The organism is Williamsia serinedens (assembly GCF_024171725.1).
Lineage (GTDB): Bacteria > Actinomycetota > Actinomycetes > Mycobacteriales > Mycobacteriaceae > Williamsia_A > Williamsia_A serinedens.
On the sequence record NZ_JAMTCG010000004.1, the window covers coordinates 1 to 24,167 of the forward strand.

The 24,167-nt window shown below is 71.9% G+C and carries 25 protein-coding genes and 1 pseudogene; 6 read left to right on the forward strand and 20 right to left on the reverse strand.

All coding sequences use genetic code 11. The features are described from left to right. The 14 genes and pseudogenes from LX12_RS10995 to LX12_RS11060 form a co-directional block, all read right to left on the reverse strand. Positions 1-260 (reverse strand): leucine zipper domain-containing protein (locus LX12_RS10995; RefSeq protein ID WP_253654615.1); only part of this gene is annotated, 260 nt, incomplete at its 3' end. 122 nt (positions 261-382) lie between these two features. Beyond that, positions 383-949: a hypothetical protein gene (locus tag LX12_RS11000; RefSeq protein ID WP_253655121.1), complete on the reverse strand. Its 567-nt coding sequence runs from the start codon at positions 947-949 to the stop codon at positions 383-385. Positions 950-1,120: 171 nt separating this feature from the next. Further along, a pseudogene (locus LX12_RS22240) lies at positions 1,121-1,222 on the reverse strand (DUF2510 domain-containing protein); the annotation flags it as partial. 361 nt (positions 1,223-1,583) lie between these two features. Beyond that, positions 1,584-2,444 (reverse strand): DegV family protein, encoded by an 861-nt coding sequence (locus LX12_RS11010; protein ID WP_253654616.1) that lies wholly within the window; start codon positions 2,442-2,444, stop codon positions 1,584-1,586. Next, on the reverse strand, positions 2,441-3,178 hold the full coding sequence (gene octT, locus LX12_RS11015) for a diglucosylglycerate octanoyltransferase (RefSeq protein WP_253654617.1): 738 nt from the start codon (positions 3,176-3,178) through the stop codon (positions 2,441-2,443). The genes LX12_RS11010 and octT overlap by 4 nt, the downstream gene beginning before the upstream one ends. 5 nt (positions 3,179-3,183) lie before the next feature. After that, complete coding sequence (locus tag LX12_RS11020; RefSeq protein WP_253654618.1) at positions 3,184-3,846, reverse strand: histidine phosphatase family protein; 663 nt, start codon at positions 3,844-3,846, stop codon at positions 3,184-3,186. A 35-nt stretch (positions 3,847-3,881) separates the two neighbouring features. Then, entirely contained in the window at positions 3,882-4,244 is a 363-nt protein-coding gene (rsfS, locus tag LX12_RS11025) for a ribosome silencing factor (protein ID WP_253654619.1), read from the reverse strand. Continuing rightward, entirely contained in the window at positions 4,241-5,056 is an 816-nt protein-coding gene (nadD, locus tag LX12_RS11030) for a nicotinate-nucleotide adenylyltransferase (protein ID WP_301284492.1), read from the reverse strand. The genes rsfS and nadD overlap by 4 nt, the downstream gene beginning before the upstream one ends. 41 nt (positions 5,057-5,097) lie before the next feature. Further along, entirely contained in the window at positions 5,098-6,552 is a 1,455-nt protein-coding gene (locus LX12_RS11035; RefSeq protein WP_253654620.1) for a vWA domain-containing protein, read from the reverse strand. Continuing rightward, complete coding sequence (locus LX12_RS11040) at positions 6,549-7,457, reverse strand: AAA family ATPase (protein WP_253654621.1); 909 nt, start codon at positions 7,455-7,457, stop codon at positions 6,549-6,551. Before LX12_RS11040 ends, LX12_RS11035 begins: the two co-directional genes overlap by 4 nt. Beyond that, a complete protein-coding gene (locus LX12_RS11045; RefSeq protein ID WP_253655078.1) occupies positions 7,454-8,707 on the reverse strand; it encodes a glutamate-5-semialdehyde dehydrogenase in 1,254 nt (417 codons plus the stop codon). The genes LX12_RS11040 and LX12_RS11045 overlap by 4 nt, the downstream gene beginning before the upstream one ends. Before the next feature lie 91 nt (positions 8,708-8,798). After that, entirely contained in the window at positions 8,799-9,479 is a 681-nt protein-coding gene (locus LX12_RS11050; RefSeq protein ID WP_301284493.1) for an HNH endonuclease family protein, read from the reverse strand. Between the two features lie 28 nt (positions 9,480-9,507). Beyond that, entirely contained in the window at positions 9,508-11,799 is a 2,292-nt protein-coding gene (locus tag LX12_RS11055) for an ATP-dependent DNA helicase RecG (RefSeq protein ID WP_253654622.1), read from the reverse strand. Beyond that, a complete protein-coding gene (locus LX12_RS11060; RefSeq protein WP_253654623.1) occupies positions 11,796-13,526 on the reverse strand; it encodes a DAK2 domain-containing protein in 1,731 nt (576 codons plus the stop codon). Before LX12_RS11060 ends, LX12_RS11055 begins: the two co-directional genes overlap by 4 nt. 92 nt (positions 13,527-13,618) lie before the next feature. Here LX12_RS11060 and rpmB point away from each other — a divergent pair, with 92 nt between their 5' ends. Together rpmB and LX12_RS11070 are read left to right on the forward strand one after the other, a co-directional pair. Continuing rightward, positions 13,619-13,810 carry a 50S ribosomal protein L28 gene (gene rpmB, locus LX12_RS11065; RefSeq protein WP_253654624.1) on the forward strand — a complete coding sequence of 64 codons (192 nt, stop codon included), beginning with the start codon at positions 13,619-13,621 and terminating at the stop codon, positions 13,808-13,810. A gap of 7 nt (positions 13,811-13,817) precedes the next feature. After that, positions 13,818-14,612, forward strand: a complete 795-nt coding sequence (locus LX12_RS11070; RefSeq protein ID WP_253654625.1) for an enoyl-CoA hydratase-related protein — start codon at positions 13,818-13,820, stop codon at positions 14,610-14,612. 11 nt (positions 14,613-14,623) lie between these two features. On the opposite strand, the gene LX12_RS11075 is transcribed toward LX12_RS11070, so the two are convergent. From LX12_RS11075 to LX12_RS11085, 3 genes are read right to left on the reverse strand one after another with little or no spacing between them, the layout of a single operon-like run. After that, the gene (locus LX12_RS11075; RefSeq protein WP_253654626.1) at positions 14,624-15,301 is read right to left on the reverse strand and encodes a uracil-DNA glycosylase; all 678 of its coding nucleotides are present in this window, start codon (positions 15,299-15,301) and stop codon (positions 14,624-14,626) included. Then, a complete protein-coding gene (locus LX12_RS11080) occupies positions 15,298-15,822 on the reverse strand; it encodes a gamma carbonic anhydrase family protein (protein WP_253654627.1) in 525 nt (174 codons plus the stop codon). The genes LX12_RS11075 and LX12_RS11080 overlap by 4 nt, the downstream gene beginning before the upstream one ends. Positions 15,823-15,832: 10 nt before the next feature. Further along, complete coding sequence (locus LX12_RS11085; protein WP_253654628.1) at positions 15,833-16,855, reverse strand: thiamine-phosphate kinase; 1,023 nt, start codon at positions 16,853-16,855, stop codon at positions 15,833-15,835. Positions 16,856-16,982: 127 nt separating this feature from the next. Between LX12_RS11085 and LX12_RS11090 the strand changes: the two genes are divergently transcribed. Continuing rightward, positions 16,983-17,498, forward strand: a complete 516-nt coding sequence (locus tag LX12_RS11090) for a DUF3515 domain-containing protein (RefSeq protein ID WP_253654629.1) — start codon at positions 16,983-16,985, stop codon at positions 17,496-17,498. Here LX12_RS11090 and LX12_RS11095 read toward each other — a convergent pair whose 3' ends face one another. After that, on the reverse strand, positions 17,499-18,497 hold the full coding sequence (locus tag LX12_RS11095; RefSeq protein ID WP_308214009.1) for an NAD(P)H-dependent glycerol-3-phosphate dehydrogenase: 999 nt from the start codon (positions 18,495-18,497) through the stop codon (positions 17,499-17,501). It abuts the gene before it with no gap. 155 nt (positions 18,498-18,652) lie between these two features. Between LX12_RS11095 and cofC the strand changes: the two genes are divergently transcribed. From cofC to LX12_RS11110, 3 genes are all read left to right on the forward strand, one after another. Then, positions 18,653-19,339 (forward strand): 2-phospho-L-lactate guanylyltransferase, encoded by a 687-nt coding sequence (gene cofC / locus LX12_RS11100; protein ID WP_253654630.1) that lies wholly within the window; start codon positions 18,653-18,655, stop codon positions 19,337-19,339. Positions 19,340-19,460: 121 nt separating this feature from the next. Further along, positions 19,461-21,605 (forward strand): RNA degradosome polyphosphate kinase, encoded by a 2,145-nt coding sequence (locus tag LX12_RS11105; RefSeq protein WP_372505010.1) that lies wholly within the window; start codon positions 19,461-19,463, stop codon positions 21,603-21,605. 12 nt (positions 21,606-21,617) lie between these two features. Further along, positions 21,618-22,514 (forward strand): NUDIX hydrolase, encoded by an 897-nt coding sequence (locus LX12_RS11110; protein ID WP_253655081.1) that lies wholly within the window; start codon positions 21,618-21,620, stop codon positions 22,512-22,514. Between the two features lie 214 nt (positions 22,515-22,728). Here the strand turns inward: LX12_RS11110 and LX12_RS11115 are convergent, their stop codons facing one another. Together LX12_RS11115 and leuD are read right to left on the reverse strand one after the other, a co-directional pair. Further along, positions 22,729-23,391 carry an HU family DNA-binding protein gene (locus LX12_RS11115; RefSeq protein ID WP_253654632.1) on the reverse strand — a complete coding sequence of 221 codons (663 nt, stop codon included), beginning with the start codon at positions 23,389-23,391 and terminating at the stop codon, positions 22,729-22,731. 168 nt (positions 23,392-23,559) lie between these two features. Next, a complete protein-coding gene (gene leuD, locus LX12_RS11120; RefSeq protein WP_253654633.1) occupies positions 23,560-24,147 on the reverse strand; it encodes a 3-isopropylmalate dehydratase small subunit in 588 nt (195 codons plus the stop codon). Between the last annotated feature and the right edge of the window lie 20 nt (positions 24,148-24,167).

Here is a 24,167-nt window from a genome sequence, read left to right on the forward strand (position 1 = left end):
AGGCGGTGGCGCCACCGCAACCGCACGACCTGACGAACGGTGCCCGGCGGGGTCTTGGTCGGGCTTGTGTGGGGTCTCGAGCTGCGGTCGACCATCCCGGCAGGACCCTCGTCGCGGTAGCGGTCAGCCCATTTGGCCGCGGTACGCGGGGACACCATGAACATTTCCGCAGCGGTGGTGCGGGTCCAGCCCTCGTCGATGATCAGCCGGGCCAGGCGTAGCCGGGCACGCGGGGTCAGAGCAGCGTTAGCGTGGGACACGAGGGCCTCCGGTCCTGTGAAGCGGTTCCTAGACAGCTCCACTTCACAACCGGGGGTCCTCGCCTGTCTCGACAACAGGCCGACATCACCTCAACCCAACACAACGTCCCTGGACATCACAGCTAGTTGTCTGACCCCGTGACGTCGACGACGTATGCGGTCAGCTTCGGTGCGGTCGTGTTCCCGCCGATCGAGGTGTCGTAGGAAAGCGACCCGTCGACCCGGGCGTACAAGGTGACGAGGTCGTCCTGCACCACATTGTCGAGAATTCCGGAGATGCCTTCCTTCACCACCGTGTTCGTGGTGAATATGTTGTAGTCCTGGGGCTGCCCGTCGACACTCGCCCGGAGCTGATCCTTGCCGGTGGCCGCGTCGAACTGGGTCACTTTGCCGTACACCACGACCTTCTCGCCGATGTGCGCGTCCGGGTTCTTCGCGATTAACTGCCACTCGCGATCGGTGAGCTCCTTGTACTGAGACTTGTCGGTCTGCCGAGCACGCTCGGCGGCGGCCGCTGCCGCGATCGCCGATGCCTCCGCGGCCCGACTGGATGATGCCGCTGCAGCCGCCGCGGGATCCTCAGTCGTCGGGTCAATCGTCGTGGTGTTCGTCACCGTGGACGGCGACGCCTTGGTCGAGTCCCTGTCGCCGCTCGAGCCGCCGGACACCGCTGCGATGGCGATGATCACCAGCACGATGAGCCCGAGCGCGATCCACAACCCCCGACGGCTTCGCTTCGCCGGCGGAGGGGGCGGTCCCGCGGAACCGAACGATGCGGTCGGTGGCGTGCTCGCGGCACTCGTCGACGGAGGCGGGGCCGAGGCCCACGCCGGTGTGGTCGCCGGCGTCGGATCGGCGTCGGGGGACCTCGTCGCAGAGGTCCACTGGGCCCCATCCCACCAGCGCAGCTGGCCGGAGCCCTCGGGGTCGGGGTGCCACCCTGCCGGTGGCGGTGTCGTCATACGCGGAATCTACCCAGACAGGACGACAATCGGACCCGGCGTTCGTACGATCAGACGACACCCACCTTTTGATTCCGCCCCCCAATCGAGTCGTTTCCCCGGACACGGCGAGCAGGTGACTCCGGCCGCACCGCCGGAACGGGTGTCGCCGACGACCATGCCGGGCAGCAGGCCCGACTCCGGGGCGGGCAGCGCCATTCGGCTGACGGTGTTCAGGCGATCACGCACCCCCGCCGCCCACCGCTGGTGCTGCGGTGGGATGCGGACGTCGCGCGGCGCGGCCGTCGCACGCAACGACGCTGCGGTGAGATCGCGACGCTGGGGTGGTGTCGCGGTGTCACGGTCCTGGGGAGACCCGGTCTCAGGAGGGCGTGTGCCCCTCGATCGGCTCGAGTCCCGGGCACACGACGACACCGACGGCACCACGCCCGGTGTGCGCGGTGAGGACCGGTCCCAGGTCGGTGACCACCGCCGACGTCACCACGCGCAGCTTCTCGGTAAGTCTCTCCAGCACGTCTCTCGCGGTGTCGGCGGCGTCGGCGTGGACGATCCCGACGGTGGTCGGCTGCCGGTCGGCCGACGCGACCGCCGTCGACACCATGGACGTCAACGCCTTGGAGAACGTGCGCTGCCGCTCGGCGAGCACGAGGCTGCCGTCGACGACGCGCAGCACTGGCTTGATGGACAGCGCGGTGCCGAAAAGTCGTGTGGCCGCGCCGATCCGACCGCTCGCTCGCAGTCTGCCGAGGTCGGCGACGCACACGAGGGTCTCACTGGTCGATGCGGCACGGATCGCCGCCTCGTACACGCGGTCCATCTCCCCGCCCGCCCGCGCGGCCTGCGCGGCGGCGACCGCGGCGAACCCGACCGCCAGACCCACCGACCGCGTGTCGACGACGCGGACACGGCCGGGGAACGCCTCGGCGGCCAGGCGCGCCGAACTCCACGTGCCACTGAGTTTCCGGCTCATCGAGACCGCGACGACGCCGTCGCCGTCGCTGTCGGCGACGGCCGTCTCGAAGACGGCGGACAGGTCGGCAGGTGTGGCACCCGAGGTCGTCGTGGTCGGCCGGTCGAGGACGTCCGCGCCGATCTCGTCGATCCCCTCGGCGAGGTCGGCGTCACCGGTGAGGACGTGCAGGGGCACCTGTCGGATGTCGTAGTGCTCACGGATCGCGGCGGGGAGGCGCGCCGAGGAATCGGTCACCACGACGACGGTCACGGCGCCAGCCTAGGCGATGCGACGAGCGGCGCCACCGCGCGCGTGACCTCGTCGGCGATGTCGCGATGGCAGGAGAACCCCCAGTGGATCCCGTCGGGGTTCTGCTCACCGCCGGCCGCGAACCACCGTGCGGTCGCCGGGTAGAAGTCGGCCGTGACGACGTCGTGGTGGGTCGCCCACCGCCGCATCGCCGCGGTGTGTCCGGCCCGGGCGGTGTGGACGCGGGCGTAGTACTCGCTGTCGTGCGTGGACGGCAGGCACAGCACGATCGGCAGGTCCGGCCGGATGGTGGACACCGCGTCCCGGATCTTCTCGAGGTACTCGACGGTGACCCGGGCCGGCAGCGCGACCGGCCAGCCGAGCGGGGCGAACGTCGGCTGCGCCCATCCGTAGGCGTCGCGCACCAGCTGGCGCAGCCGGCCGGGACGGAGGTAGCGGATCTGTTCGCGCAGCGCGGTGGGCAGCGGCGAGGGCAGCGTGTCCATGCCGCCGATCGCCAGCACCAGCACCCGGGCGCGCGGGACCGCCGCCCAGATGCGCGGGTCCTGCGTCAGCGCCCACCAGACGTCGCGGGTGGTCCACCCGATCCGACCGAACAGCTCGACGTCGCGTCCCACCGCGGCGCCGACGAGGTTCGGCCAGATGCGGGGATCGTCGGCGGGCAACCCGCCGGTGGGTCCGTAGTAGGCGAGCGAGTCCGACAGGACGAGCAGGTGTCCGTCGGGCGGGGACACCGGGCTCACTGGACGGCGGCGTCGGCGTCCGCGGCGGAGGCGTTCCACACGTCGAGACGCCATGTCGGCGTCTCGCCGTGCCCGCTGAGCTGCACCCAGCTGGTGTTGGCCAGGCCACCGAACACCGGCCACGAGTCGACCGGGAGGCCGAGCAGCGACGCGGTCATGGCCGCGATGACCCCGCCGTGCGCGACGAGGACCACCGGGTTGTCGGCGTCGGGGCCACTGCCCCACCCCGCGATCCTGGCGACCAGCTCCGCGACGAGGGGCGTGCTGCGGTCGGCGACGTCGACACGGCTCTCGCCGCCCGGCGGGCGCCAGGTCGCGTCGTCGCGCCACGTGGACCGGGCGCCGGGCATCCGGCCGTCGACCTCGGTGTGCGACAACCCCTGCCACTCCCCCAGGTGCGTCTCCCGCAGGCGTCGGTCGGTGGTCACGACGCCCCCGCACGCATCGGCCAGGGCCACGGCGGTGTCGTAGGCGCGCCGCAGGTCCGAGGAGATGATCATCCTGGGCGCGCGGGCGGCGAGGGTGACGGCGGCCGACGCCGCCTGGCGCACACCGAGTTCTGACAGATCGGTGTCGAGCTGACCCTGCATCCGACCCGTCGCGTTGTACTCGGTCTGGCCGTGGCGCAGCAGGATCAGACGACGTACGACCGGGGTCATCCGCTCGACCGCGCTGTCACCGGAGTCGGGACATCTCACCGCAGCGTCTCGGGGTCGACGACGGGGCAGTCCTTCCAGAGTCGTTCCAGCGCATAGAACTCACGCTCGTCGCTGTGCTGGATGTGGACGACGATCTCGGCGTAGTCGAGCAGTGTCCACCGTCCCTCGCGCGCACCCTCGCGGCGCAGCGGTTTGTGTCCGGCCTCGCGCAGCTTCTCCTCGACGGCGTCGACGATGGCGCCGACCTGTCGCTCGTTGTTCGCCGACGCGATGACGAACAGGTCGGTGATGACGAGCTGTTCGGACACGTCGATGACCACGACGTCGTCGGCGAGCTTGTCCGACGCGGCGTCGGCGGCGATCTTGGCCATGGCCAACGCCTCGGGTGTCGCTGTCACGGTGTTCCTCTCGTGGTGAGCGGCGGGGTTGGCGCCGGGTCCTGCGGGGCCGGCCGCTCGTGGGGTGGTTCCTCGTGTGCCGAGGGACCGGACACCCCACGTCGGCCCGGCTTCGTCCGGTAGAGACGACGTTTGCTGATGTACTGCACCACCCCGTCGGGCACGAGGTACCAGATGGGCCTGCCCTCGCGGGCACGGTCCCTGCAGTCGGTGGAGGAGATCGCCAGCGCCGGCACCTCGATGAGGTGCAGCGAGTCCGGCGGCAGGTTCTGCAGATGGGCACCGAGGTGCGCGGCACCGAGCTCGTACCCGGGGCGGCTGACGCCGACGAAGGTGGCCAGCGAGAACAGTTCCTCCCAGTCGTGCCACGTCAGGATCGACGCGAGCGCGTCGGCGCCGGTGATGAAGAACTGGTCGGCGTCGGGGTGGATCCGGTGCAGGTCGCGCAGGGTGTCGACGGTGTAGGTGTTGCCCTCGCGTTCGATGTCGACCCGGCTCACCGAGAACCGGGGGTTGGCGGCCGTCGCGACCACCGTCATCAGGTAGCGGTCCTCGGCGGGGCTGACCGGGCGCGCCGACGGTTCGGCGGGACGGTCACCGTCGCCGGTCTTCTGCCACGGTCGCCCGGTCGGGACGAAGACGACCTCGTCGAGGTCGAAGCGGTCGGCCACCTCGTTGGCCGCCACCAGGTGCCCGTTGTGGATGGGGTCGAAGGTGCCGCCCATGACACCGATACGACGTCGACGCTCGCCTCCGGCGAGGCGGCGACGGTCGCCGGGGGTGGTGGGCGCGCGGCCGCCGTCGACGGGCATGCCTGCGGAGTCTACGGGTGGCTGCGGGGAGGACGGCACGCTCACACCGGCAGGAGTCCGCCGATGACCTCGGCGAGTTGGCGGGCGTTGCGGCACTCGTGCATCTCGATGATCCTCGCGTAGTCCGCCGCCATGGAGTCGCCCGAGTCCCACAGGTCGCGGGACTCGGGGTTGAGCCAGTAGGCGTGCCGCGCGCGGTCGACCAGTGTCCGCAGCGCCCCGAAGCGGGGGTCGTGGTAGTTCGTGCGCCCGTCGCCGAGCACCAGCAGAGCCCCCCGGTGGGTGAGCGAGTCCGCGTGCTCGGCGACGAAACCCTCCAGGGCGTGGCCGTAGTCGGAGTGGCCGTCGCGGGTGATCAACCGTGCGCGGGAGAGCATCTCGTGGATCACCGATCCCAGGTGGACGTCGGTGTCGGCGCTGCGCGCGAAGTACTCGGTCACCTCGTCGACGGTGTCGACGAAGGCGAACACGCGGACGGCCGAGAAGTGCTGTCGCAGCGCGGCGACGAGCTGCAGGGTGAACTGGCTGAAGCCGGAGACCGATCCCGAGACGTCGCAGAGGATCACGAGCTCGGGCCGTCCGGGCCGCGGCTTGCGGTAGGTCAGTTCGATCGGGACACCGCCGGTCGACATCGACGCCCGCAGCGTCTTGCGGACGTCGACCACGCCGCGGTTGGCGCGGCGGCGTCGGATCTCCAGCTTCGCGGCCAGCAACCGCGCGAGTGGGTCGATGGTCTTGCGGAGTTCGAGGATCTCGGCCCGCCCCGCCGAGAGGAACGCGATGTCCTCCGGCAGCGTGGGCACGGCGTACTCGGCGACGCGGTCACGCCCGGACCGTTCCACCATGCGTCGTCGGGTCTCCTCGGACACCAGCTCGCCGAGCCGGTCGACGCGTCCGGCCGCCGAACGCCGGTAGCGGGCCTGCGTCCCACCGTCGTCGTCACCCGACGCGGCGGCCATCGCCGCGGCGATCCGCGCGATGAGCGTCTGCGGTCGGATCGTCGACATGGCCTGGTAGGTCGAGAAGGCCTCGCCCCGGGTCGACTCGTACCGCCCGATCCGGTCGACGATCGCCGCGACGAGATCGGCCAGGCGTCCGTCGTTCTCGGCGTCGCCGTCGGCGAGCGCGTCGGCGACCATCTGCCGGATCTGCTCGACGTCGAGTGACCCGTCGTCCCCGCTGGGCAGGTCGGTCGCACCGCTGCGGGCACCCGTGCCCGCCGGGAACCAGAGGTCGAAGGTCGCGTCGAACGCCGGCCGGTGCATCTGCTCGCTGAGCAGCGTGCACGCCAGCCCCTCACGGAATGCGCTGCGGTCCAGCAGGTCCAGGACGCCGGTGGCCGCGGCGGCGTCGATGAGCGCCGACGGGCCCACCTCGATGCCGCGCTCCCGCAACGCGTCGACGAACCCGGTGAGCTGGTCGACGACGCCGTCGGGTCCCGGGTCGGCCTCGTCCTCCCGGCCGTGCCGCTCGGCGCCGCGGATCGGCAGCCTCATCGGCCCAGCTTCAGCTCCGCGACGGCGGCGGCGAGGTCGGGACGGTGCTTCAGGACCACCCCGAGCGTGCGCTCGACGACGTCGTCGTCGAGGCGGGCACGCTTCGACTCGGCCACACCGAGTGCGAGCAGGGTCTGTCCCCAGTCGATGGTCTCGGCGACGGACGGCTTCTTGCGCAGGTCCAACGACCGCAGGACGCCGACGATCCGGATCATCTCCCGCGCGATCGCGTCCGGCAGTTGAGGCACCCGGGAGGCGAGGATCTCCCGCTCGCGGGTGGCGTCGGGGAAATCGATGTAGAGGTAGAGGCAGCGGCGCTTGAGTGCCTCCGACAGCTCGCGGGTCGCGTTGGAGGTGAGCAGCACCACGGGCCGCCGGCGCGCGGCGACCGTGCCCATCTCGGGGATGGTCACGGCGAAGTCGCTGAGCACCTCCAGCAGCAGGCCCTCGACGTCGACGTCGGCCTTGTCGACCTCGTCGATGAGCAGGACGGTCGGGTCCTCCCGGGCGATCGCCCGCAGCAAAGGCCGCGGCAGCAGGAACTCCTCGGAGAAGATGTCGGCCTTGGTCTCGTCCCATCCGCGGTTGCCGGTGGACTGGATGTGCAGGATCTGCTTGGCGTGGTTCCACTCGTAGAGCGCGCGCGCCTCGTCGATGCCCTCGTAGCACTGCAGCCGGATCAGCTCGGCGCCGGCGGTGGTGGCGATCGCCCGTGCGAGTTCGGTCTTGCCGACACCCGCGGGACCCTCGACGAGCAGCGGCTTGCCGAGGCGGTCGGCGAGGAACACCGCGGTGGTGCTGGCGTCGTCGGCGAGATAGCCCGTCTCGGCGAGACGCGCACGGACCTGCGCGGTGTCGGTGAAGAACGGCTCGACGGCGGGCCCGGTCGCGGCGGCGGCGGTCACGCGCGGACCTGGCCCTCGCCCCACACGACCCACTTCGTCGAGGTGAGCTCGGGCAGGCCCATCGGGCCGCGGGCGTGCAGCTTCTGGGTGGAGATGCCGATCTCGGCACCGAACCCGAACTCCTCGCCGTCGGTGAACGCGGTGGACGCGTTGACCATCACCGCGGCGGCGTCGACTCGGTCGGTGAACTCGGTGGCCGCGGCGAGGTCCTGGGTGACGATCGCCTCGGTGTGCCCGGTGCCCCACCGCTCGATGTGCTCGATCGCGGCGTCGAGGCCGTCGACGACCTTCACCGCGATGTCAAGGCTCAGGTACTCGTCGGCCCAGTCGGCGTCGCCGGCCGGGACCATGCCGTCCTCGTCGCCGTGGACGACGACGCCGTGCGCCTGCAGCGCCGACAGCAGTCGGGGCAGGGCGGTGGGGGCGACCGCGGCGTCGACGAGAAGCGTCTCGGCCGTGTTGCACACGCTCGGGCGACGGGTCTTGGCGTTCACGACGATCCGCTCCGCGACGTCGAGATCGGCTGCGGCACCGACGTACACGTGACAGTTGCCGGTGCCCGTCTCGATCGTGGGGACGGTCGCGTCGCGCACGACCGAGGCGATGAGACCTGCTCCCCCGCGCGGGATCACGACGTCGACGAGTCCGCGGGCCCGGATGAGGGCGGTGACGCTGGAGCGGTCCTGCGACGGCAACAGCGAGACGCAGTCGGCCGACAGACCGTGCGACGTCAGCGCGTCACGGAGGATCGCGACGAGCGCGGCGTTGGAGTCCGCCGCCGACGACGAACCGCGCAGCAGCACCGCGTTGCCCGACTTGCAGGCGATCCCGAACGCGTCGACCGTGACGTTGGGGCGGGCCTCGTAGACCATCCCGATCACCCCGAGCGGCACCCGGACCTGACGCAGGCGCAGGCCGTTGGGGAGGGTCTTGCCGGCGATCACGTCGCCGATCGGGTCGGGCAGGACCGCCACCTGACGCAGACCGTCGGCGATACCGGCGACGCGCTCGGCGGTCAGGCGCAGCCGGTCGAGGAGGCTGCCGGAGGTGCCCGCCGCCTCGGCACGCGCGATGTCGCGGGCGTTGGCGGCGAGGATCTCGTCACTGCGCGCCAGCAGCGCGTCGGCCGCCGTCGACAGGACCGCGTTCTTGGTGACGGTCGTCGCGCGCGCCAGCGCACGGGCAGCGGTCCGGGCGGCGCGCGCGGCCCCCTCGACCTGCTCGATCACGGTGGGGTCAGGACGCGACACCTCGGAGCCGGCGGCGTCGAGGACGGTGGGAGCACTCACGCGGACGAGCGTAACGCGCGCGACCTGCGTCCCCTGTGGTCTCCCCTGGGTGTCAGCACTGCCCCAGCGCGTCGCGGAGCACCGCCACCGACCGTTCGTCGACCGCCAGACCGTAGGTCGACGCGACCAGCACGAACTGCACGGCGTACCGGCAGCGGAACCCCGCGTTCGGCGGCATCCACTCCGCCGGCGGCGAGTCGCCCTTGTCCTGGTTCGACCGGCCGTCGACGGCGACGAGGTTCGCGGGGTCGTTGGCGAAGGTCAGCCGCAGCCGCGCACCCCATGCGTGAGCACCGGAGTCCCACGCGTACGCCAGCGGGACGATGTGGTCGATCTGCACCGTCCCCCCGCGCTCCCGACCGCGTCGGAAGTCGACCCGGTCGCCGGTGTACGGGCTGCGCATCTCACCGGCGGCCACCGCCCTCGGGCAGGCGGTGGTCGCGACGTGGGTGGTGTCCCGCAGGTCGCGGGCCAGGATGTCGTCGCGGGTGTCGCAGCCGTTGCCCGCCAGCGCCGCATCCGACCCGTCGTCCCACGCGGGCCCGAACGCCGCGCGGTCGTAGTCGTCGCGATGTGTCCGCGCCGGGACGGTCGCCAGTGCCGCGAGCGCCGCCAGTGCCGGGCGGGCGTCGACCCGGGGTCCGGGCGCCGGGCGGGTGCACACGGTCTGCGCGGCCACGGCGGCCGCGAGCGCCGTACAGACGACGAGGGCCACCCAGGTCCGCGCGGTCAACGGTCGGACGCGGCGCGCCGGTGGGCCGTCAGGACTTGTCGAGGTACGAGATCCGCGACGGTCCCATGACGGCGTCGACGAGGTCGGCGAGAGGTCGGTGGTCGGCCAGGGTGAGATCGTCGCGGACGACCTCCGCGGCGAACTCGCGCGCGTCGTCGATGACGTCGGCGTCCTCGACCAGCGAGAGGAATCGCAGCGACGACGCCACACCGGACTGCACCGCACCGAGCACGTCCCCCTCCCGGCGCGCGATGAGGTCGATGCGCGCCAACTCGAACCCGTCATTGGACGCAGCGACCGCCCTCAGCCGTTCCATCGCCGGCGACGACTCCCCTGCGGAGGTCCGCAGGAAGCAGCGTCCGGGCAGCCCACCGCGGCCGACGCGCCCGCGGAGCTGGTGCAACTGGCTGACCCCGAACCGGTCGGCGTCGACGATGACCATGGTGGTCGCGTTCGCGACGTCGACGCCGACCTCGATGACCGTGGTGGAGACGAGGATGTCGATCTCGCCACGGGTGAACGCGTCCATGACCGCGTTCTTCTCGTCGGCCGGCAGCCGTCCGTGGAGCAGCTCGACGCGGTGCCGTCCGAGCGGGCCGGCGGTCAGTTCGGCGAACATGTCGACCGCCGAGGTGGTGGGACGGGCGGCTCGGTCACCACCGGCTCCCTCGGCGGCGCGTCTGGCCGATCGCTGGCCCTCCGGCGTCCCGTCGTCGCCGATGCGCGAGCAGACGACGTACACCTGACGGCCCTCGCCGACCTCCTCGTCGACGACCTCCCAGAGCCGGCGTTCCCATTTCTCCTTGCCCGCGGGCACGACGTTGGTGGTGATCGGCTGCCGACCGGCGGGCAGCTGGCGCAGCGTCGACGTCTCGAGGTCGCCGTAGACGGTCATCGCGACGGTCCGCGGGATGGGTGTGGCGGTCATGACCAGCATGTGCGGCACGACGTCGCCGCGGCCCCGCGAGCGCAGGGTGTCCCGCTGCTCGACACCGAACCGGTGCTGTTCGTCGACGACGACCAGCCCGAGGTCGAAGAACTCGACCTTCTCCTCCAACACCGCGTGCGTGCCGATGACGATCCCCGCCGTGCCGGTGACCGTGGCGAGCATCGCCTCCTTGCGCGCCTGCGTCTTCAACGACCCGGTGAGCAGCGCGACGGCGGTCGCGTCGGGGTCGGCGCCGAGCTCCCCGGCGATCGCGAGGTCGCCGAGCATGCGGGTGATGGTGCGGTGGTGCTGCGCGGCCAACACCTCCGTCGGGGCCAACAGCACGCATTGGCGTCCGTTGTCGACCATGCGCAACATGCACAGCAGGGCGACGAGGGTCTTGCCCGAACCGACCTCACCCTGCAGGAGCCGACTCATCGGTTCCCCCGCCGCCAGGTCGGCGCGGACCTCGTCGAGCACCGTCCGCTGACCGTCGGTGAGGGTGAACGGGAGACGATCGGCGAAACGGTCCTCGAGGCCACCGGGGACGTAGTCGCATCCCGGTCCGACCCGGCCACGGTCGGCGAAACGGCGCTGCGCCAGCGCGAGTTGCATCGCGAGGGCCTCGTCGAACCGGAGCCGCTCGGACGCGGCGTCGATGTCCTCCTGCGTCTCGGGGACGTGGATGCCGCGGATCGCCTCGGCCGTCGTGACGAGGCCGCGCTCCGCCCGGTGCGCGTCGTCGAGTGCGTCCTCACCCCACTCGACGGCGTCGAGTGCGAGCTGGATCGCCTTCCAGATCGTCCACGTCTGCAGCGCTTTCGTCGCGCGGTAGATCGGGAGGATGGGCCGGTCGAAGTCGGCGGGGTCGATCTCCACGCCGTCCGCCGACGTGCCCGCGCCCTCCTTCTTGGCCGTCGCGTCCGCGGCCATCGCCGCGAGCATCGGTGACCCGACCGCGTCGAGGCGCGGGGCGCCGGCCTCGGGCAGCACCAACCAGTCGGGATGGGTGAGCTGGATCTGGTCGCGGAAATACCCGACCGTCCCGGCGACCATCAGCCGCACCCCGGGGCGCAGGACCCGTTTGATGACACGGGGGTTGAAGAAGGTGACGACGTAGGTCCGCAGACCGTCGTCGACGGTCACCGACAGGAACGTGCCCGACCGCTGCCGCATCCGACGTTCGTCGGCACGGGTGACGGTGCCCACCAGCGTGATCCAGTCGCCCTTCTCCGGGGCGCTGTCGCCGCTGGACTCGCCGCGACGCACGTAGCGCATCGGCGTGTACCGCAGCAGCTCGCCCACGGTCTCGATGCCGAGTTCGTCGGACAGCTTGAGCGCGAGCGCCGGGCCCACCGCCGCGGCCGGGGAATCGGAGGGGCGCAGGCTCATTCGACGCCCACCTGCAGCACCTCACCCGGCTGACCCGTGGGGTACGCGACGAACTCCACGCCGGGATGTGCGGAGGAGACATGCCGCTCGACCGCGTCGACGACACCGTCGGCGATCTCCGACCCGGCGAGGACGGTCACCAGTTCGCCACCGGTGCCGAGCATGAGGTCGACCAGCGCCGTCGCCGCGGACACCTGGTCCGACCCGATCACGAGGACGTCGACACCGATCAGCCCGAGGAGGTCACCCGGCTCGCAGGTGCCCGCCAGGGTGAGCGCGGTCTCGGTGGCGATGACGACCGATCCGCGCCGCGTCGACGCGGCGGCCTCCGCCATCGCGTAGGCGTCGGCGTCGGGCGAGGCGGAGATGTCGTGGACGGCCAGCGCCGACAGCGCCTGCACCATCGACAGCGTCGGGAGGAACACGACGGCCCGGTGCGCCGACCGCGCCGACGCCGCGACCGTCACCAGATCCTGCGCCGGCACCGCGCCGTTGGCCATCACGACCACGTGCGCCGCGTCGACGTCCCTGATGGCCGCGGCGATCGCCTCGGCGTCGACGGCGGTGCCGTCGGGACCGGCCCGCACCACGTGGGCGCCCTCCGAGGCGAAGAGCTCCGCGGCGCCGTCACCGGCCACCACCGTCACCACGGCACGACGACGGGCCGGGAGCCGGTCGGAGGTGTCGGTCGACGCCTTGTGGGCGTCGAGCACGAAACAGGTGATGCGGATGTCGCTGACCTCGCCGACCGCGAGCCCCGCCTCGACGGCGGCGCCCGCGTCGCACGTGTGCACGTGCACGGAGAACCGCTCGCCCGTGTCCGCGCCGCTGTCCCCGACGATGACCACGGCGTCGCCGAGCTCGTCGAGCGCGGCCCGCAGCGTCGGGATGCGCTGCGCGGCGGCTCCGGTGATGACGTACATCACCTCGTAGTCCATCTCCGAGCTGACCTCGTCGCACCCGTCCTCGACGATCGCGTGGGCACGCGGGTCGCCGCCGCCCGAGAGGGCACCCTCGTACCGCCGGCGCGGGGTGGTGACGCCGGTCAGCACCTCGACCATGGCGTCGAGCAGGACGAGCAGACCGCGTCCGCCGGCGTCGACGACCCCCGCCGCGGCGAGCTCCGGCAGTTGGTCGGTGGTGCGGTCGAGTGCGTCGGCGCACGCGTCGGCGACGGCGCGGGCGAGGTCACCCGGCGCAGCCGTGGACGCCTCGGCCGAGGCCGTGTGCGCCGTCTCGCGCAGCACGGTCAGGACGGTGCCCTCCCGCGGCTCGCTGACGGCCCGTGTCGCGGACAGCCCGGCCAGCCCGAGTCCGGCGGCCCAGAGGCGGTTGAACGAGAGCACGTCGTCGACCGTCTCGATCCCGGCCGCGTCGGCCAGACCGACCAGGACCTGCGAGAGGATGATCCCCGAGTTGCCCCGCGCCTGCCCGACGGCGGCGTCGGCCCCGGCCCGCAGGACGTCCGCCGCGGTCGCCGCGGGATCGGTGTAGCGGGCAGCACCCGCCGCCGCCGACATGGTGTGCAGCATGTTGCTGCCGGTGTCGGAGTCCGGGATGGGGAACACGTTGAGGTCGTTGATCTCGGCGCGCAGGGTGGTGAGGTGGTCGACGCAGACGTCGAACCAGTCGCGGAGCACCCCCGCGTCCAACCCGGCCGCGGACACGACACGGTCGGCCCCGCCGGCGGACCCGGCGCCGGCGTCATTTGGCCCGATCGCGCTCATGCGGCTATCCTTCCAGGGTTGTCGTGCGGCGCGTCGAACACCTTCGACCGGCCCCGACGAGCACACCTGTTCCCCACCCGAGGAGTTCGACGATGGCTGCCGTCTGTGACGTCTGTGCCAAGGGCCCCGGCTTCGGCAAGTCGGTCTCCCACTCGCACCGCCGCACCAACCGCCGGTGGAACCCCAACATCCAGACCGTGCGCGCCGAGGTGTCCCCGGGCAACCGCAAGCGGATGAACGTCTGCACCTCGTGCCTCAAGGCCGGCAAGGTCACCCGCGGCTGACGCTGCCGTGACCGAGGCCCCCGCCGCCACGTCGCTGGTCGACGGGGTCCTCCATGTCCGGGTGTCGACGTCACGCCCGGGCAACCCGCTCGACCCCGACGCGCTCCTCGCCGCCACGGCGACGCTCGTCGACGTGGCTTCCGGGTCGCTCGACGCGGGCGCGGTGCTGCTGCACGGTGGCGGATCGAACTTCTGCGCGGGCGGTGACGTCCGGTCGTTCGCCGCTGCACCCGATCGCCCCGCCTTCATCCGGTCCGTCGCCGACGCCTTCCACGCGTTCCTCCGCGGGCTCCACGCGGCCGAGGTGCCGGTGGTCGCCGCGGTGCGGGGATGGGCCGCCGGTGCCGGGCTCAGCATCGTGTGTCACGCCGACATCGCCGTCGGCGGGCCGGGCACCAGTCTGCGACCGGCCTACCCGGGTATCGGGTTGTCCCCCGACGGTGGGATGAGCTGGGCTCTGCCCCGCATCATCGGCCGCGCCCGTGCCCACCGCGTGATCCTCACCGACGCCGTCGTCGGCGCGCAGGACGCGCTCGCCTGGGGGCTGCTGTCCGAGATCGTCGCCGACGACGACGAGGTCCTGCCGAACGCCACCGCGATCGCCTCGGCGTTGGCCGCGGGTCCGAGGCCGGCACTGCGAGCCGCCCGTCGACTGCTCGCCGCGAGTGCGGAGTCCGGTCTCGACGCCCACCTCGACGCCGAGGCCGACGCCATCTCCCACCTCGCCGGCACCCCCGCGGGCGTCGAGGGCGTCGACGCCTTCGTCGAGAAGCGACGCCCCGACTGGACCGTCGGGCGCTGAGCCCGGTCGGGTCAGCTCAGACGCCAGTCCACCGGGTCCGCGCCCAGCTCGGCGAGCGCGGCGTTCGCCCGCGAGAACGGGCGCGACCCGAAGAACCCGCGCGACGCCGACATCGGCGACGGGTGCGCCGACGTGATCGTCGGGACGTCGGGCATCCATTCCCGCAGCGACCCGGCGTCCTTGCCCCACAGGATCGCGACGAGCGGGGCGTCGCGCGCCACCAGCGCCTTGATCGCGCACTCGGTGACCGCCTCCCACCCCTTCCCGCGGTGCGACGCCGGTGACCCCGGAGCCACGGTCAGCACCCTGTTCAGCAGCAGCACGCCGTTGTCGGCCCAGGGGGACAGGTCTCCCGACTGCGGCCGGGGCAGACCCAGGTCCTCGGTGTACTCGGTGAAGATGTTCTGCAGCGACCGCGGGACCGGGCGCGTCTCGGCCGAGACCGAGAAGCTCAGTCCCACAGCGTGTCCCGGCGTCGGGTAGGGGTCCTGACCGACGATGAGGACGCGCACGTCGCGCATCGGCCGGGTGAACGCACGCAGCACCATGTCACCCGGGGGCAGGTAGCGCCGACCGGCGGCGACCTCGTCCCGCAGGAACTGCCCCATCTCGGCGATGCGGTCCTCGACGGGGGCCAACGCCTGTGCCCACCCCGGGTCGACGAGATCGGCGAGCGGACGCGCGGTCATCCGTCGATCCGGCGCAGCGCGGTGCGGTAGTACTCGGCGTTGGCGTGGTACATCTCGACGTTCATCGCCACGTGACCCTCCGGGACCTCGTGGCCGTCGCGGACCTTCGCTGGGACACCCAGGGCCATCGCGCGGGGCGGGACGACGAACCGGAAGGGCACCACGGCACCCGCACCGACGATCGCGCCGTCCCCGACCGTCGAGCCGTTGAGGACGACCGACCCGGAGGCGATCAGGCAGTCGTCGCCGATCGTCGCCCCCTCGACGTGGGCGTTGTGCCCCACCACGCACCGCTCCCCGATGACCGTCGGGTCGATCGGCGTGCAGTGGATGACGGTGCCGTCCTGGATGTTGGTCTTCGCCCCGACGGTGATGGTCCCGTAGTCGCCCCGCAGCACGGCCCCGGGCCACACCGATGCCCCCGGGCCGAGCACCACCGCCCCGATCACGCAGGCGTCGGGATGGACGTAGGCGTCGTCGGCGATCTCCGGCACGCGGTCGTCGAGGGCATAGATGGCCATGGCGTTCAATCTATCCGTGGGCTGTCGGGCTCCCCGCGTCGGACGCCGGGGCGTCGCCGAAGCTCGACCACCCGTGCACCTGCGGCCCGCGGCCGTCGATGCGCACGGGGTCGTCGTCGCGCGCGGGGACCACGACGCCGATCTCCGACCACCCGTCGGGCACCGGCCCGCCGAACGTGGCCAGGAGCTGGTGGTCCTCGCCCCCGCCGAGAACCCACTCCAGCGGGTCGACGCCGAGGACGTCCGCCGCGCGGGCGAGGTCCGGATCACGGGGGATGCGCGAGGAGTCCACGTCCATCGCCACGCCGGCCGCCGCGGTCATCGTGAGCAGCTCCTCGACGAGGCCGTCGGACACGTCGGTCATCGACGTGGCCCCGTGGGCGGCCGCGACGACGCCCTGCGCGAGGTCCACGTCCGGGACACGGTGCACGGCAACGAGGTCCGGGTGATCCTCCACCCCGGCGACGAGAAGTGCCAGCCCCGCCGCCGACGATCCCACGGGGCCGCTCAGCGCGAGCCTGTCGCCGATCGCCGCGCCGTCCAGCCGCGTGGCCGGGCGTCCTGCCGTCGTGCCGAGGACGGTGACCGTCACCACGATCTCCGCGGTCGCGACCAGGTCTCCCCCGACGACCGGCACGCCCCAGTCCGCCGCGGCCGTCGTGATCCCGTCGTCGATGTCGAGGAGGACCCCGACCGGCGTGGTCGACGGGCATCCGAGTGACACCACGACACCCACACCCGCGGCACCCATCGCCGCGACGTCGGCCGCGGCCTGCACGGTGGCACGGCGGCCGACGTCGTACGGCGAGCTCCACTCGAGACGGAAATGCCTGTCCTGCACCACGGTGTCGGTGCTGACGACGAGATCGGGGCGGACGGTGAGCGTCGCCGCGTCGTCACCCGGCCCCACCACCACCGGATCGGCGGCCGGAGCCTGCGGACGGCGCTGCTGCGCGACGGCGCGCAGACGGGCGAGGATGTCCCGCTCCCCCACCTCGGCGACCGTGCTGTCCCGCCACGACTGCTCGTCCACGCGGGTCCTCTCGTCTCGGCTGCGGGTGGGCGGCGCGGTGTGACGCCGACGACCCGGGGTGGCCCGGACGTCGCGGCGTCGGCCAGAATCGGGTCGAGTCTATGCACGTCGGAGAGGAGCCAGACCGGTGGCCGACGAACGCCGCAGCCCGGCACTGATCGCCACCCTGGTGGCCATCCCGGTGGTGGTCGTGGTGCTGTTCATCGCCGTCGCGGCGACCCGCACCGGCGGCGACGACAGGTCGCTCCCGCTCGCCGACGCGTCGGCGACCCCGTCACCGGAGTGCACCCGACTGCTCGCCGCGCTGCCGCAGACCTTCGACGGGTACGGGAAGCGATCGGAGGACGGCGGTCTCGTGCAGTGGCCGTCGACGCGGTCGGGCTCCGACGCGACCGGACCGGTGCAGCTGCGGTGCGGCGTGGCGCGACCGACGGGCCTCGCACCGACGTCGGCGCTGCAGGTGGTCGACCCGGTGCAGTGGTTCTCCTCGACCCAGGACGCGCGCGGCACGCTGTGGGTCGCCGTGGACCACCGCCCCTACGTCGCCCTGTGGTTGCCGGTCAACGTGGGCAACGGTCCGATCACCGACGTGTCGACGGTGATCGACCGGGTCCTGCCGCGCGCGTCGCTCGACCTGGGGTGATCACTCCGGCTTCGTGCTGCGGCTGAGCAGGGCGACGATCGCGTCGCGGACGGGCAGCCCCTCGTGACAGACCCGGTGGACGGCGTCGGTGAGGGGGACGTCGACGCCGTGCGCCGCGGCGAGCGCCCGCACCGACGAGCACGACTTGACGCCCTCGGCGACCTGACCGTGCGTGGCCTCCTGCGCCTCGTCGAGGGAGCGGCCCTCCCCCAGCCGGGCGCCGAACGACCGGTTGCGGGACAGCGGTGAGGAACAGGTCGCGACGAGGTCACCGACCCCGGCCAACCCCGCGAACGTCTCCGCGCGCGCCCCGAGCGCCTCACCGAGCCGGATGGTCTCGGCCAGGCCACGGGTGATGATCGAGGCGAGGGTGTTCTCCCCGAGACCGGCGCCCGAGGCCATCCCGCAGGCCAGCGCGATGACGTTCTTGACCGCGCCGCCGATCTCGCACCCGACGACGTCGGTGTTGGTGTACGGGCGGAAGTACCCCGTCGTGCAGGCGTTCTGGATCGAGCGCGCGACCGACTCGTCCCGGCACGCGACCACCGTCGCGGCCGGCTGTCGCAGCGCGACCTCGCGGGCGAGGTTCGGCCCCGACAGCACGGCCACCCGGTCGTCGGGTGTGCCGGACACGTCGGCGATGACCTCGGTCATCCGCAGCAGGGTGTCGCTCTCGATGCCCTTCGCCAGCGACAGCACGGCGGCGTCCGACGGGAACGTGCCCCGCCACCGGGCGAGGTTGGCGCGCAACGACTGCGACGGCACCGCACACACCACGAGGTCGGCGCCGTCGAGCGCCTCGTCGACGTCGGACACGGCCCGCAGCGCCGGCGGCAGGTCGATGCCGGGCAGGTAGTCCGGGTTCGCGTGGTCGTCGGTGATGGTCCGGGCCAACTCCGGACGACGCGCCCAGAGGGTCGTCGACGTCCCGGCGTCGGTGAGCACGGCGGCCATCGCGGTCCCCCACGACCCCGATCCCAACACCGCCGCGCGCGCGATGACGCGGTCCCCTCCGCCGGGCGGGGCGCTCCCCTCGGTCGGCGTCCCTGCACTCGTCGACACGACGCGGCCTCCCCTCACGGTCTGCGGCGCCCGGCGGGCGCTGCCCGACACCCTAGTGGTCGCCCGCCCGGCCGCAGGCGCATCATGGGCGGATGCCCGTCCCGGCGACCGACGCGTTCACGGTGGTGCTCGCCGTGAAGGGGCTCGCCGACGCCAAATCCCGCCTCGCCGCGGTGCTCGGGCCCGCGGACCGCCGCGACCTCGTGCTCGCGATGCTCGCCGACACCGTCGACGCGGCCCGCACCGCCGGCGCCTGCGACGTCGTCGTCGTGACCCCGGACGCCACCGTCGCCGCCGCCGCGCAGGCCGTCGGTGCGCGGGCTGTCGCGGACCCGTCGCCGGGCACGCGACCCGGCGCCCCCGGGCCGCTCAACGCCGCTCTCGCCCACGGCGTCGACACGGTGCGGATGGCCGTCCCGCAGGCGGATGCGGTGGTCCTGCAGGCGGATCTGCCCACCCTGCGCCCGGATTCGCTGCGCGCCGCGGTCGGGGCGGCGCGTGGACTGCGCCGGGCGGTCGTACCTGATCGATCCGGGGAGGGCACCGCCGCACTCGTGCTCGCCGACCCGTCGGACCGGACGATCCTGTTCGGGACAAGATCCGCTGCCGCACATCGCGATTCCGGGGCACACGACCTCACCGGGGGTGACGAGCGGTGGCCGGACATGCGCACCGACGTCGACACCGTCGAGGACCTGGCGGCGGCCCGCCGCCTCGGGGTCGGGGTCCGCACCGATCGCGTGCTGCGGGGGCTCGACGCGCCGGTCTGCGGCCGCTGACCCGTCGGTGCCCGGGCTCGCGGACGGTCGGGCCACCGCGATCCCCCGCGACACCACATCGATGCGTCATGATGGTGCGGTGACCACGGACAGCCAGCAGACCGAGTCCGCGACCGGTTCGGTGACACCCACGGAGACGACCAGCCTGCCCGTCGCGCCGCCGGCGGCCACGCTCCTCCCGGACGAGGGCGCGGACCTGCCCGACGACCGGTACCTCAACCGCGAGCTGAGTTGGCTCGACTTCAACTCCCGCGTCCTGGCACTCGCCGAGGACACGTCGCTCCCGCTGTTGGACCGCGCGAAGTTCCTCGCCATCTTCGCCTCGAACCTCGACGAGTTCTTCATGGTCCGCGTCGCCGGGCTCAAGCGCCGAGACGAGACCGGGCTCTCCGTCCGTTCCGCCGACGGCCTGTCCCCGCGCGAGCAGCTGGCGATGATCGCCCGCCGCACCCAGACGATCGCCGAGCGGCACGCGAGGGTGTTCCTCGACTCGGTGCGTCCGGCGCTGGCCGACAACAACATCGACATCGTCACCTGGGACGGCCTGTCCGACGCCGAGCGCGCCCGGATGGCGGAGTACTTCCACGACGAGGTGTTCCCGGTGCTGACGCCGCTCGCCGTCGACCCCGCGCACCCCTTCCCCTACATCTCCGGTCTCTCGCTCAACCTCGCCGTCACCGTCCGCGACGTGAACGAGGGCGGCGAGCACTTCGCCCGGGTCAAGGTGCCCGACAACGTCAGTCGTTTCGTCGAGGTCGACCGGTTGATGCCCGCCGGCGAGGGGCCGGCGCGCACCATCCTGCTGCCGATGGAGACGCTCATCGCGGCCAACCTCGACCACCTCTTCCCGGGGATGGAGATCGTCGAGCACCACGTCTTCCGCATCACCCGCAACGCCGACTTCGAGGTCGAGGAGGACCGCGACGAGGACCTGCTGCAGGCACTCGAACGCGAGCTCGCCCGACGACGTTTCGGCTCGCCGGTGCGCCTCGAGGTCGCCGACGACATGAGCGAGCACATGCTCGAGCTGTTGCTGCGTGAGCTCGACGTGAACCCCGCCGACGTGATCGAGGTGCCGGGCCTGCTGGACCTCTCCTGCCTGTTCCAGGTCTACGGGCTGGATCGGCCGTTGCTCAAGGACCGTCCGTTCGTGCCGGCCACACACCCGGCCTTCGGCGAGCGCGAGACACCCAAGTCCGTGTTCGCCACGCTGCGCGAGGGCGACGTGCTCGTGCACCACCCCTACGACTCGTTCTCCACCAGCGTGCAGCGGTTCATCGAACAGGCCGCCTCGGATCCGCAGGTGCTGGCCATCAAGCAGACCCTCTACCGCACGTCGGGCGACTCGCCGATCGTCAACGCACTCATCGACGCCGCGGAGGCGGGCAAGCAGGTCGTCGCCCTGGTGGAGATCAAGGCGCGCTTCGACGAGCAGGCCAACATCAAGTGGGCACGACAGCTGGAACAGGCCGGCGTCCACGTCGTATACGGGCTCGTCGGACTCAAGACCCACTGCAAGACATGCCTCGTCGTGCGACGCGAGGGATCGACGATCCGGCGCTACTGCCACATCGGCACGGGCAACTACAACCCGAAGACCGCGCGGCTCTACGAGGACGTGGGCCTGCTGACCGCGGCCCCCGACATCGGCGCCGACCTGACCGATCTGTTCAACACGCTGACCGGGTACTCCCGCAAGCAGGAGTACCGCAATCTCCTGGTGGCACCCCACGGCGTCCGCGCGGGGATCGTCGCGCGCATCCACGCCGAGATCGAACGGCACGCGGCGGGCGACACCCGCGCGCGGATCCAGTTGAAGGCCAACGCACTCGTCGACGAGCAGGTGATCGACGCGCTCTACCGCGCCTCGCAAGCCGGGGTCCCGGTGGAGGTCGTCGTCCGCGGGATCTGCGCGCTGCGTCCCGGGATGCCCGGGGTCAGCGAGAACATCACCGTGCGATCCATCCTCGGCCAGTTCCTGGAGCACTCGCGCATCCTGCACTTCGGCGCGCTCGACGAGTACTGGATCGGGTCGGCGGACATGATGCACCGCAACCTCGATCGGCGTATCGAGGTGATGGCACAGGTGAAGGACCAGCGCCTCACCCGCGAGCTCGGGGACATCTTCGCCTCCGCGCTCGACCCGACGACCCGTTGCTGGGTGTTGGAGTCCAGCGGCAGCTGGACGGCCTCACCCGCTGCGGGCGAGGACGTTCGTGACCACCAACAGCAGCTGATGCGTCGGCATCACAGCAGGGCCGACTAGACCGCGGCCGTGATGTCAGCACAGAAGCGGACCGTGTTCGCCGCCGGTGGGGTCCTCTGGCGCCCCACACACGGCGGCAAGGGTGTGGAGATCGCGCTCATCCACCGCCCGCGCTACGACGACTGGACCCTCCCCAAGGGCAAGCGCGAGAGCGGCGAGAACCTCGTCGCCACCGCGGTGCGCGAGATCGCCGAGGAGACCGGGTGTTCGACACGACTGGGCCGGCGGCTGTCCACCGTCGCCTACGACATCGGAGCCGGGCGCAAGGTCGTCCACTACTGGTCGGCACGCTGGTGTGCAGGTGAGTTCCGGGTCAACGACGAGGTCGACGAGCTCCGCTGGATGTCGCCCGCCGACGCCGCGGGCGGGCTGAGCTACAAGGCGGATCGCAAGGTGCTCGCCGAGTTCACCCGACTGCCCGCCGATCTGCACACGGTGCTCGTCGTCCGCCACGCGAAGGCCGGGCGGGCGTCGCGCTACCGCGGGGACGACCGGTTGCGGCCCCTCGAACGGGTCGGACGGCTGCAGGCCGAGAAGATCGTCGACCAGGCACGGGCTTTCGGAGCCCGACACGTGCACTCCGCCGACCGCACGCGGTGCCTGCAGACGGTGGAACCGCTCGCGCTCGCACTCGACACGGGGATCACGGTCGAGCGCACCCTGTCCGAGGAGGCCTACCGGAGCGATCCGGCGCCCGCCCTCGCGCGGATCCGCGAGATCGCCGCGCTCGACGGCACCCACATCGTCTGCAGTCAGGGCAAGGTGATCCCCGGCCTCATGCAGAGCTGGGTCGGCGCCGACGGTGTCTCGCTGCCGCGGGCCCGGAATCGCAAGGCCAGCATGTGGGTCGTGTCGATGCTCGACGGCGCCGTCGTCGCCGCCGACCACGTCGACAGCCCGCTCCGCTGACGGTCGACAGCCCGCTCCGCTGACGGTCGACAGCCCGCTCCGCTGACGGTCGACAGCCCGCTCCGCCGACGGTCGACAGCCCGCTCCGCCGACGGTCGACCCTCTCCGCTGACGGTCGAGCGTCGCTCACGGTCGGCCCCGGACAGACGACGACCCCCGGACGGTGGGAAGTCCCGTCCGGGGGTCGTCGGTGTCGAGCGGTCGCGCCAGGCGATCAGCGCTTGCGGGCCGGGGCCTTCTTGGCCGCGGCCTTCTTCACCGGTGCGGTCTTCTTGGCGACCGTCTTCTTGGCCGCGGTCGCCTTCTTGGCCGGCGCGCTCTTCTTGGCCGCGGTGGCGGTCTTCTTCGCGGCCGCCGTGGTCTTCTTCGCCGCCGTGGTCTTCTTCGCTGCGGTGGCGGTCTTCTTCGCTGCGGCGGTGGTCTTCTTGGCCGCCGTCGTGGTCTTCTTCGCGGGCGTCGTCTTCTTGGCCGCGGTGGCGGTCTTCTTCGCGGCCGCCGTGGTCTTCTTGGCCGCGGTGGTGGCCTTCTTGGCCGCCGTCTTGGTGGGCGTGGCCGTGCTGCTGCCGCGCTTCACGGCCGGGCCTGTCGCGCTGAGCTTCTGCTTGCCGGCGACCACGGCCTTGAACTGGGCACCCGGACGGAACGCCGGGACGGACGTCGGACGCACCTTGACCGTCTCGCCGGTGCGCGGGTTACGGGCGACGCGAGCGGCGCGCTTGCGCTTCTCGAACACACCGAAGCCGGTGATCGTCACGCTCTCACCCTTGTTCACCGCGCGAACGATCGTGTCCACGACGTGCTCGACGGCGTCGGTGGCCGTCCGCCTGTCGGTGTCCAACTTCTTCGTCAGCTCTTCGATGAGCTCTGCCTTGTTCATGGATCAACCTCCGCAAGCTGGTGGCCCACGTTGAGCCAGCTACAGCACACGGTAAACGCCGAGGTGGCAAACTTCCATGACCCTCGCACGAAATTGCGGGCGTGGCGCGGTCTTTCTGGTACCGCGATCCTAGAATCCGCTCCCCACAGCGGTTGTCGCGGCCCCCGGTTACAGGGTGACCGGCTTCCAGTCCGGACGGGTCGCCTCGAACTCGGAAATGGCCTCTACCTGCCGCAACGTCAATCCGATGTCGTCGAGACCCTCCATCAGACGCCACCGCGTGTAGTCGTCAATGGCGAAGCGCACCACCAGGTCACCCACGGTCACGGTCCGATCCTCAAGACTGACCGTGATTTCCGTCCCGGGGGCCTCCTCGAGGCGCTTCCAGATCAGTTCGACGTCGGGCTGCTCGACCTCGGCGGCCACCAGACCGGCCTTGCCGGCGTTGCCGCGGAAGATGTCGGCGAAGCGGGACGAGATGACCACGCGGAACCCGAAGTCCGACAGCGCCCACACGGCGTGCTCCCGGGACGACCCGGTCCCGAAGTCGGGACCGGCCACCAGCACCGAGCCGCGGGACCACGGTTCGTTGTTCAGGATGAAGTCGGGATCGTTGCGCCAGGCGGCGAAGAGGCCGTCCTCGAACCCCGTGCGCGTCACCCGCTTGAGGTAGACGGCCGGGATGATCTGGTCGGTGTCGACGTTGCTGCGGCGCAGCGGGACGCCGATCCCGGTGTGGTCGATGAACGGTTCCATTCCGGTGCCTTTCGGTGCTG

Excerpts from the sequence above, each read along its gene's own strand:
- LX12_RS11115 (WP_253654632.1), bottom strand. The coding sequence starts at position 23,391 with ATGAACAAGGCAGAGCTCATCGAAGAGCTGACGAAGAAGTTGGACACC.
- LX12_RS11110 (WP_253655081.1), top strand. The coding sequence starts at position 21,618 with ATGTCAGCACAGAAGCGGACCGTGTTCGCCGCCGGTGGGGTCCTCTGG.
- rpmB (WP_253654624.1), top strand. The coding sequence starts at position 13,619 with ATGGCTGCCGTCTGTGACGTCTGTGCCAAGGGCCCCGGCTTCGGCAAG.
- cofC (WP_253654630.1), top strand. The coding sequence starts at position 18,653 with ATGCCCGTCCCGGCGACCGACGCGTTCACGGTGGTGCTCGCCGTGAAG.
- LX12_RS11055 (WP_253654622.1), bottom strand. The coding sequence starts at position 11,799 with ATGAGCCTGCGCCCCTCCGATTCCCCGGCCGCGGCGGTGGGCCCGGCG.
- LX12_RS11020 (WP_253654618.1), bottom strand. The coding sequence starts at position 3,846 with ATGACCCCGGTCGTACGTCGTCTGATCCTGCTGCGCCACGGCCAGACC.
- LX12_RS11035 (WP_253654620.1), bottom strand. The coding sequence starts at position 6,552 with ATGAGGCTGCCGATCCGCGGCGCCGAGCGGCACGGCCGGGAGGACGAG.
- LX12_RS11080 (WP_253654627.1), bottom strand. The coding sequence starts at position 15,822 with ATGGCCATCTATGCCCTCGACGACCGCGTGCCGGAGATCGCCGACGAC.
- leuD (WP_253654633.1), bottom strand. The coding sequence starts at position 24,147 with ATGGAACCGTTCATCGACCACACCGGGATCGGCGTCCCGCTGCGCCGC.
- nadD (WP_301284492.1), bottom strand. The coding sequence starts at position 5,056 with ATGCCCGTCGACGGCGGCCGCGCGCCCACCACCCCCGGCGACCGTCGC.
- LX12_RS11060 (WP_253654623.1), bottom strand. The coding sequence starts at position 13,526 with ATGAGCGCGATCGGGCCAAATGACGCCGGCGCCGGGTCCGCCGGCGGG.
- LX12_RS11075 (WP_253654626.1), bottom strand. The coding sequence starts at position 15,301 with ATGACCGCGCGTCCGCTCGCCGATCTCGTCGACCCGGGGTGGGCACAG.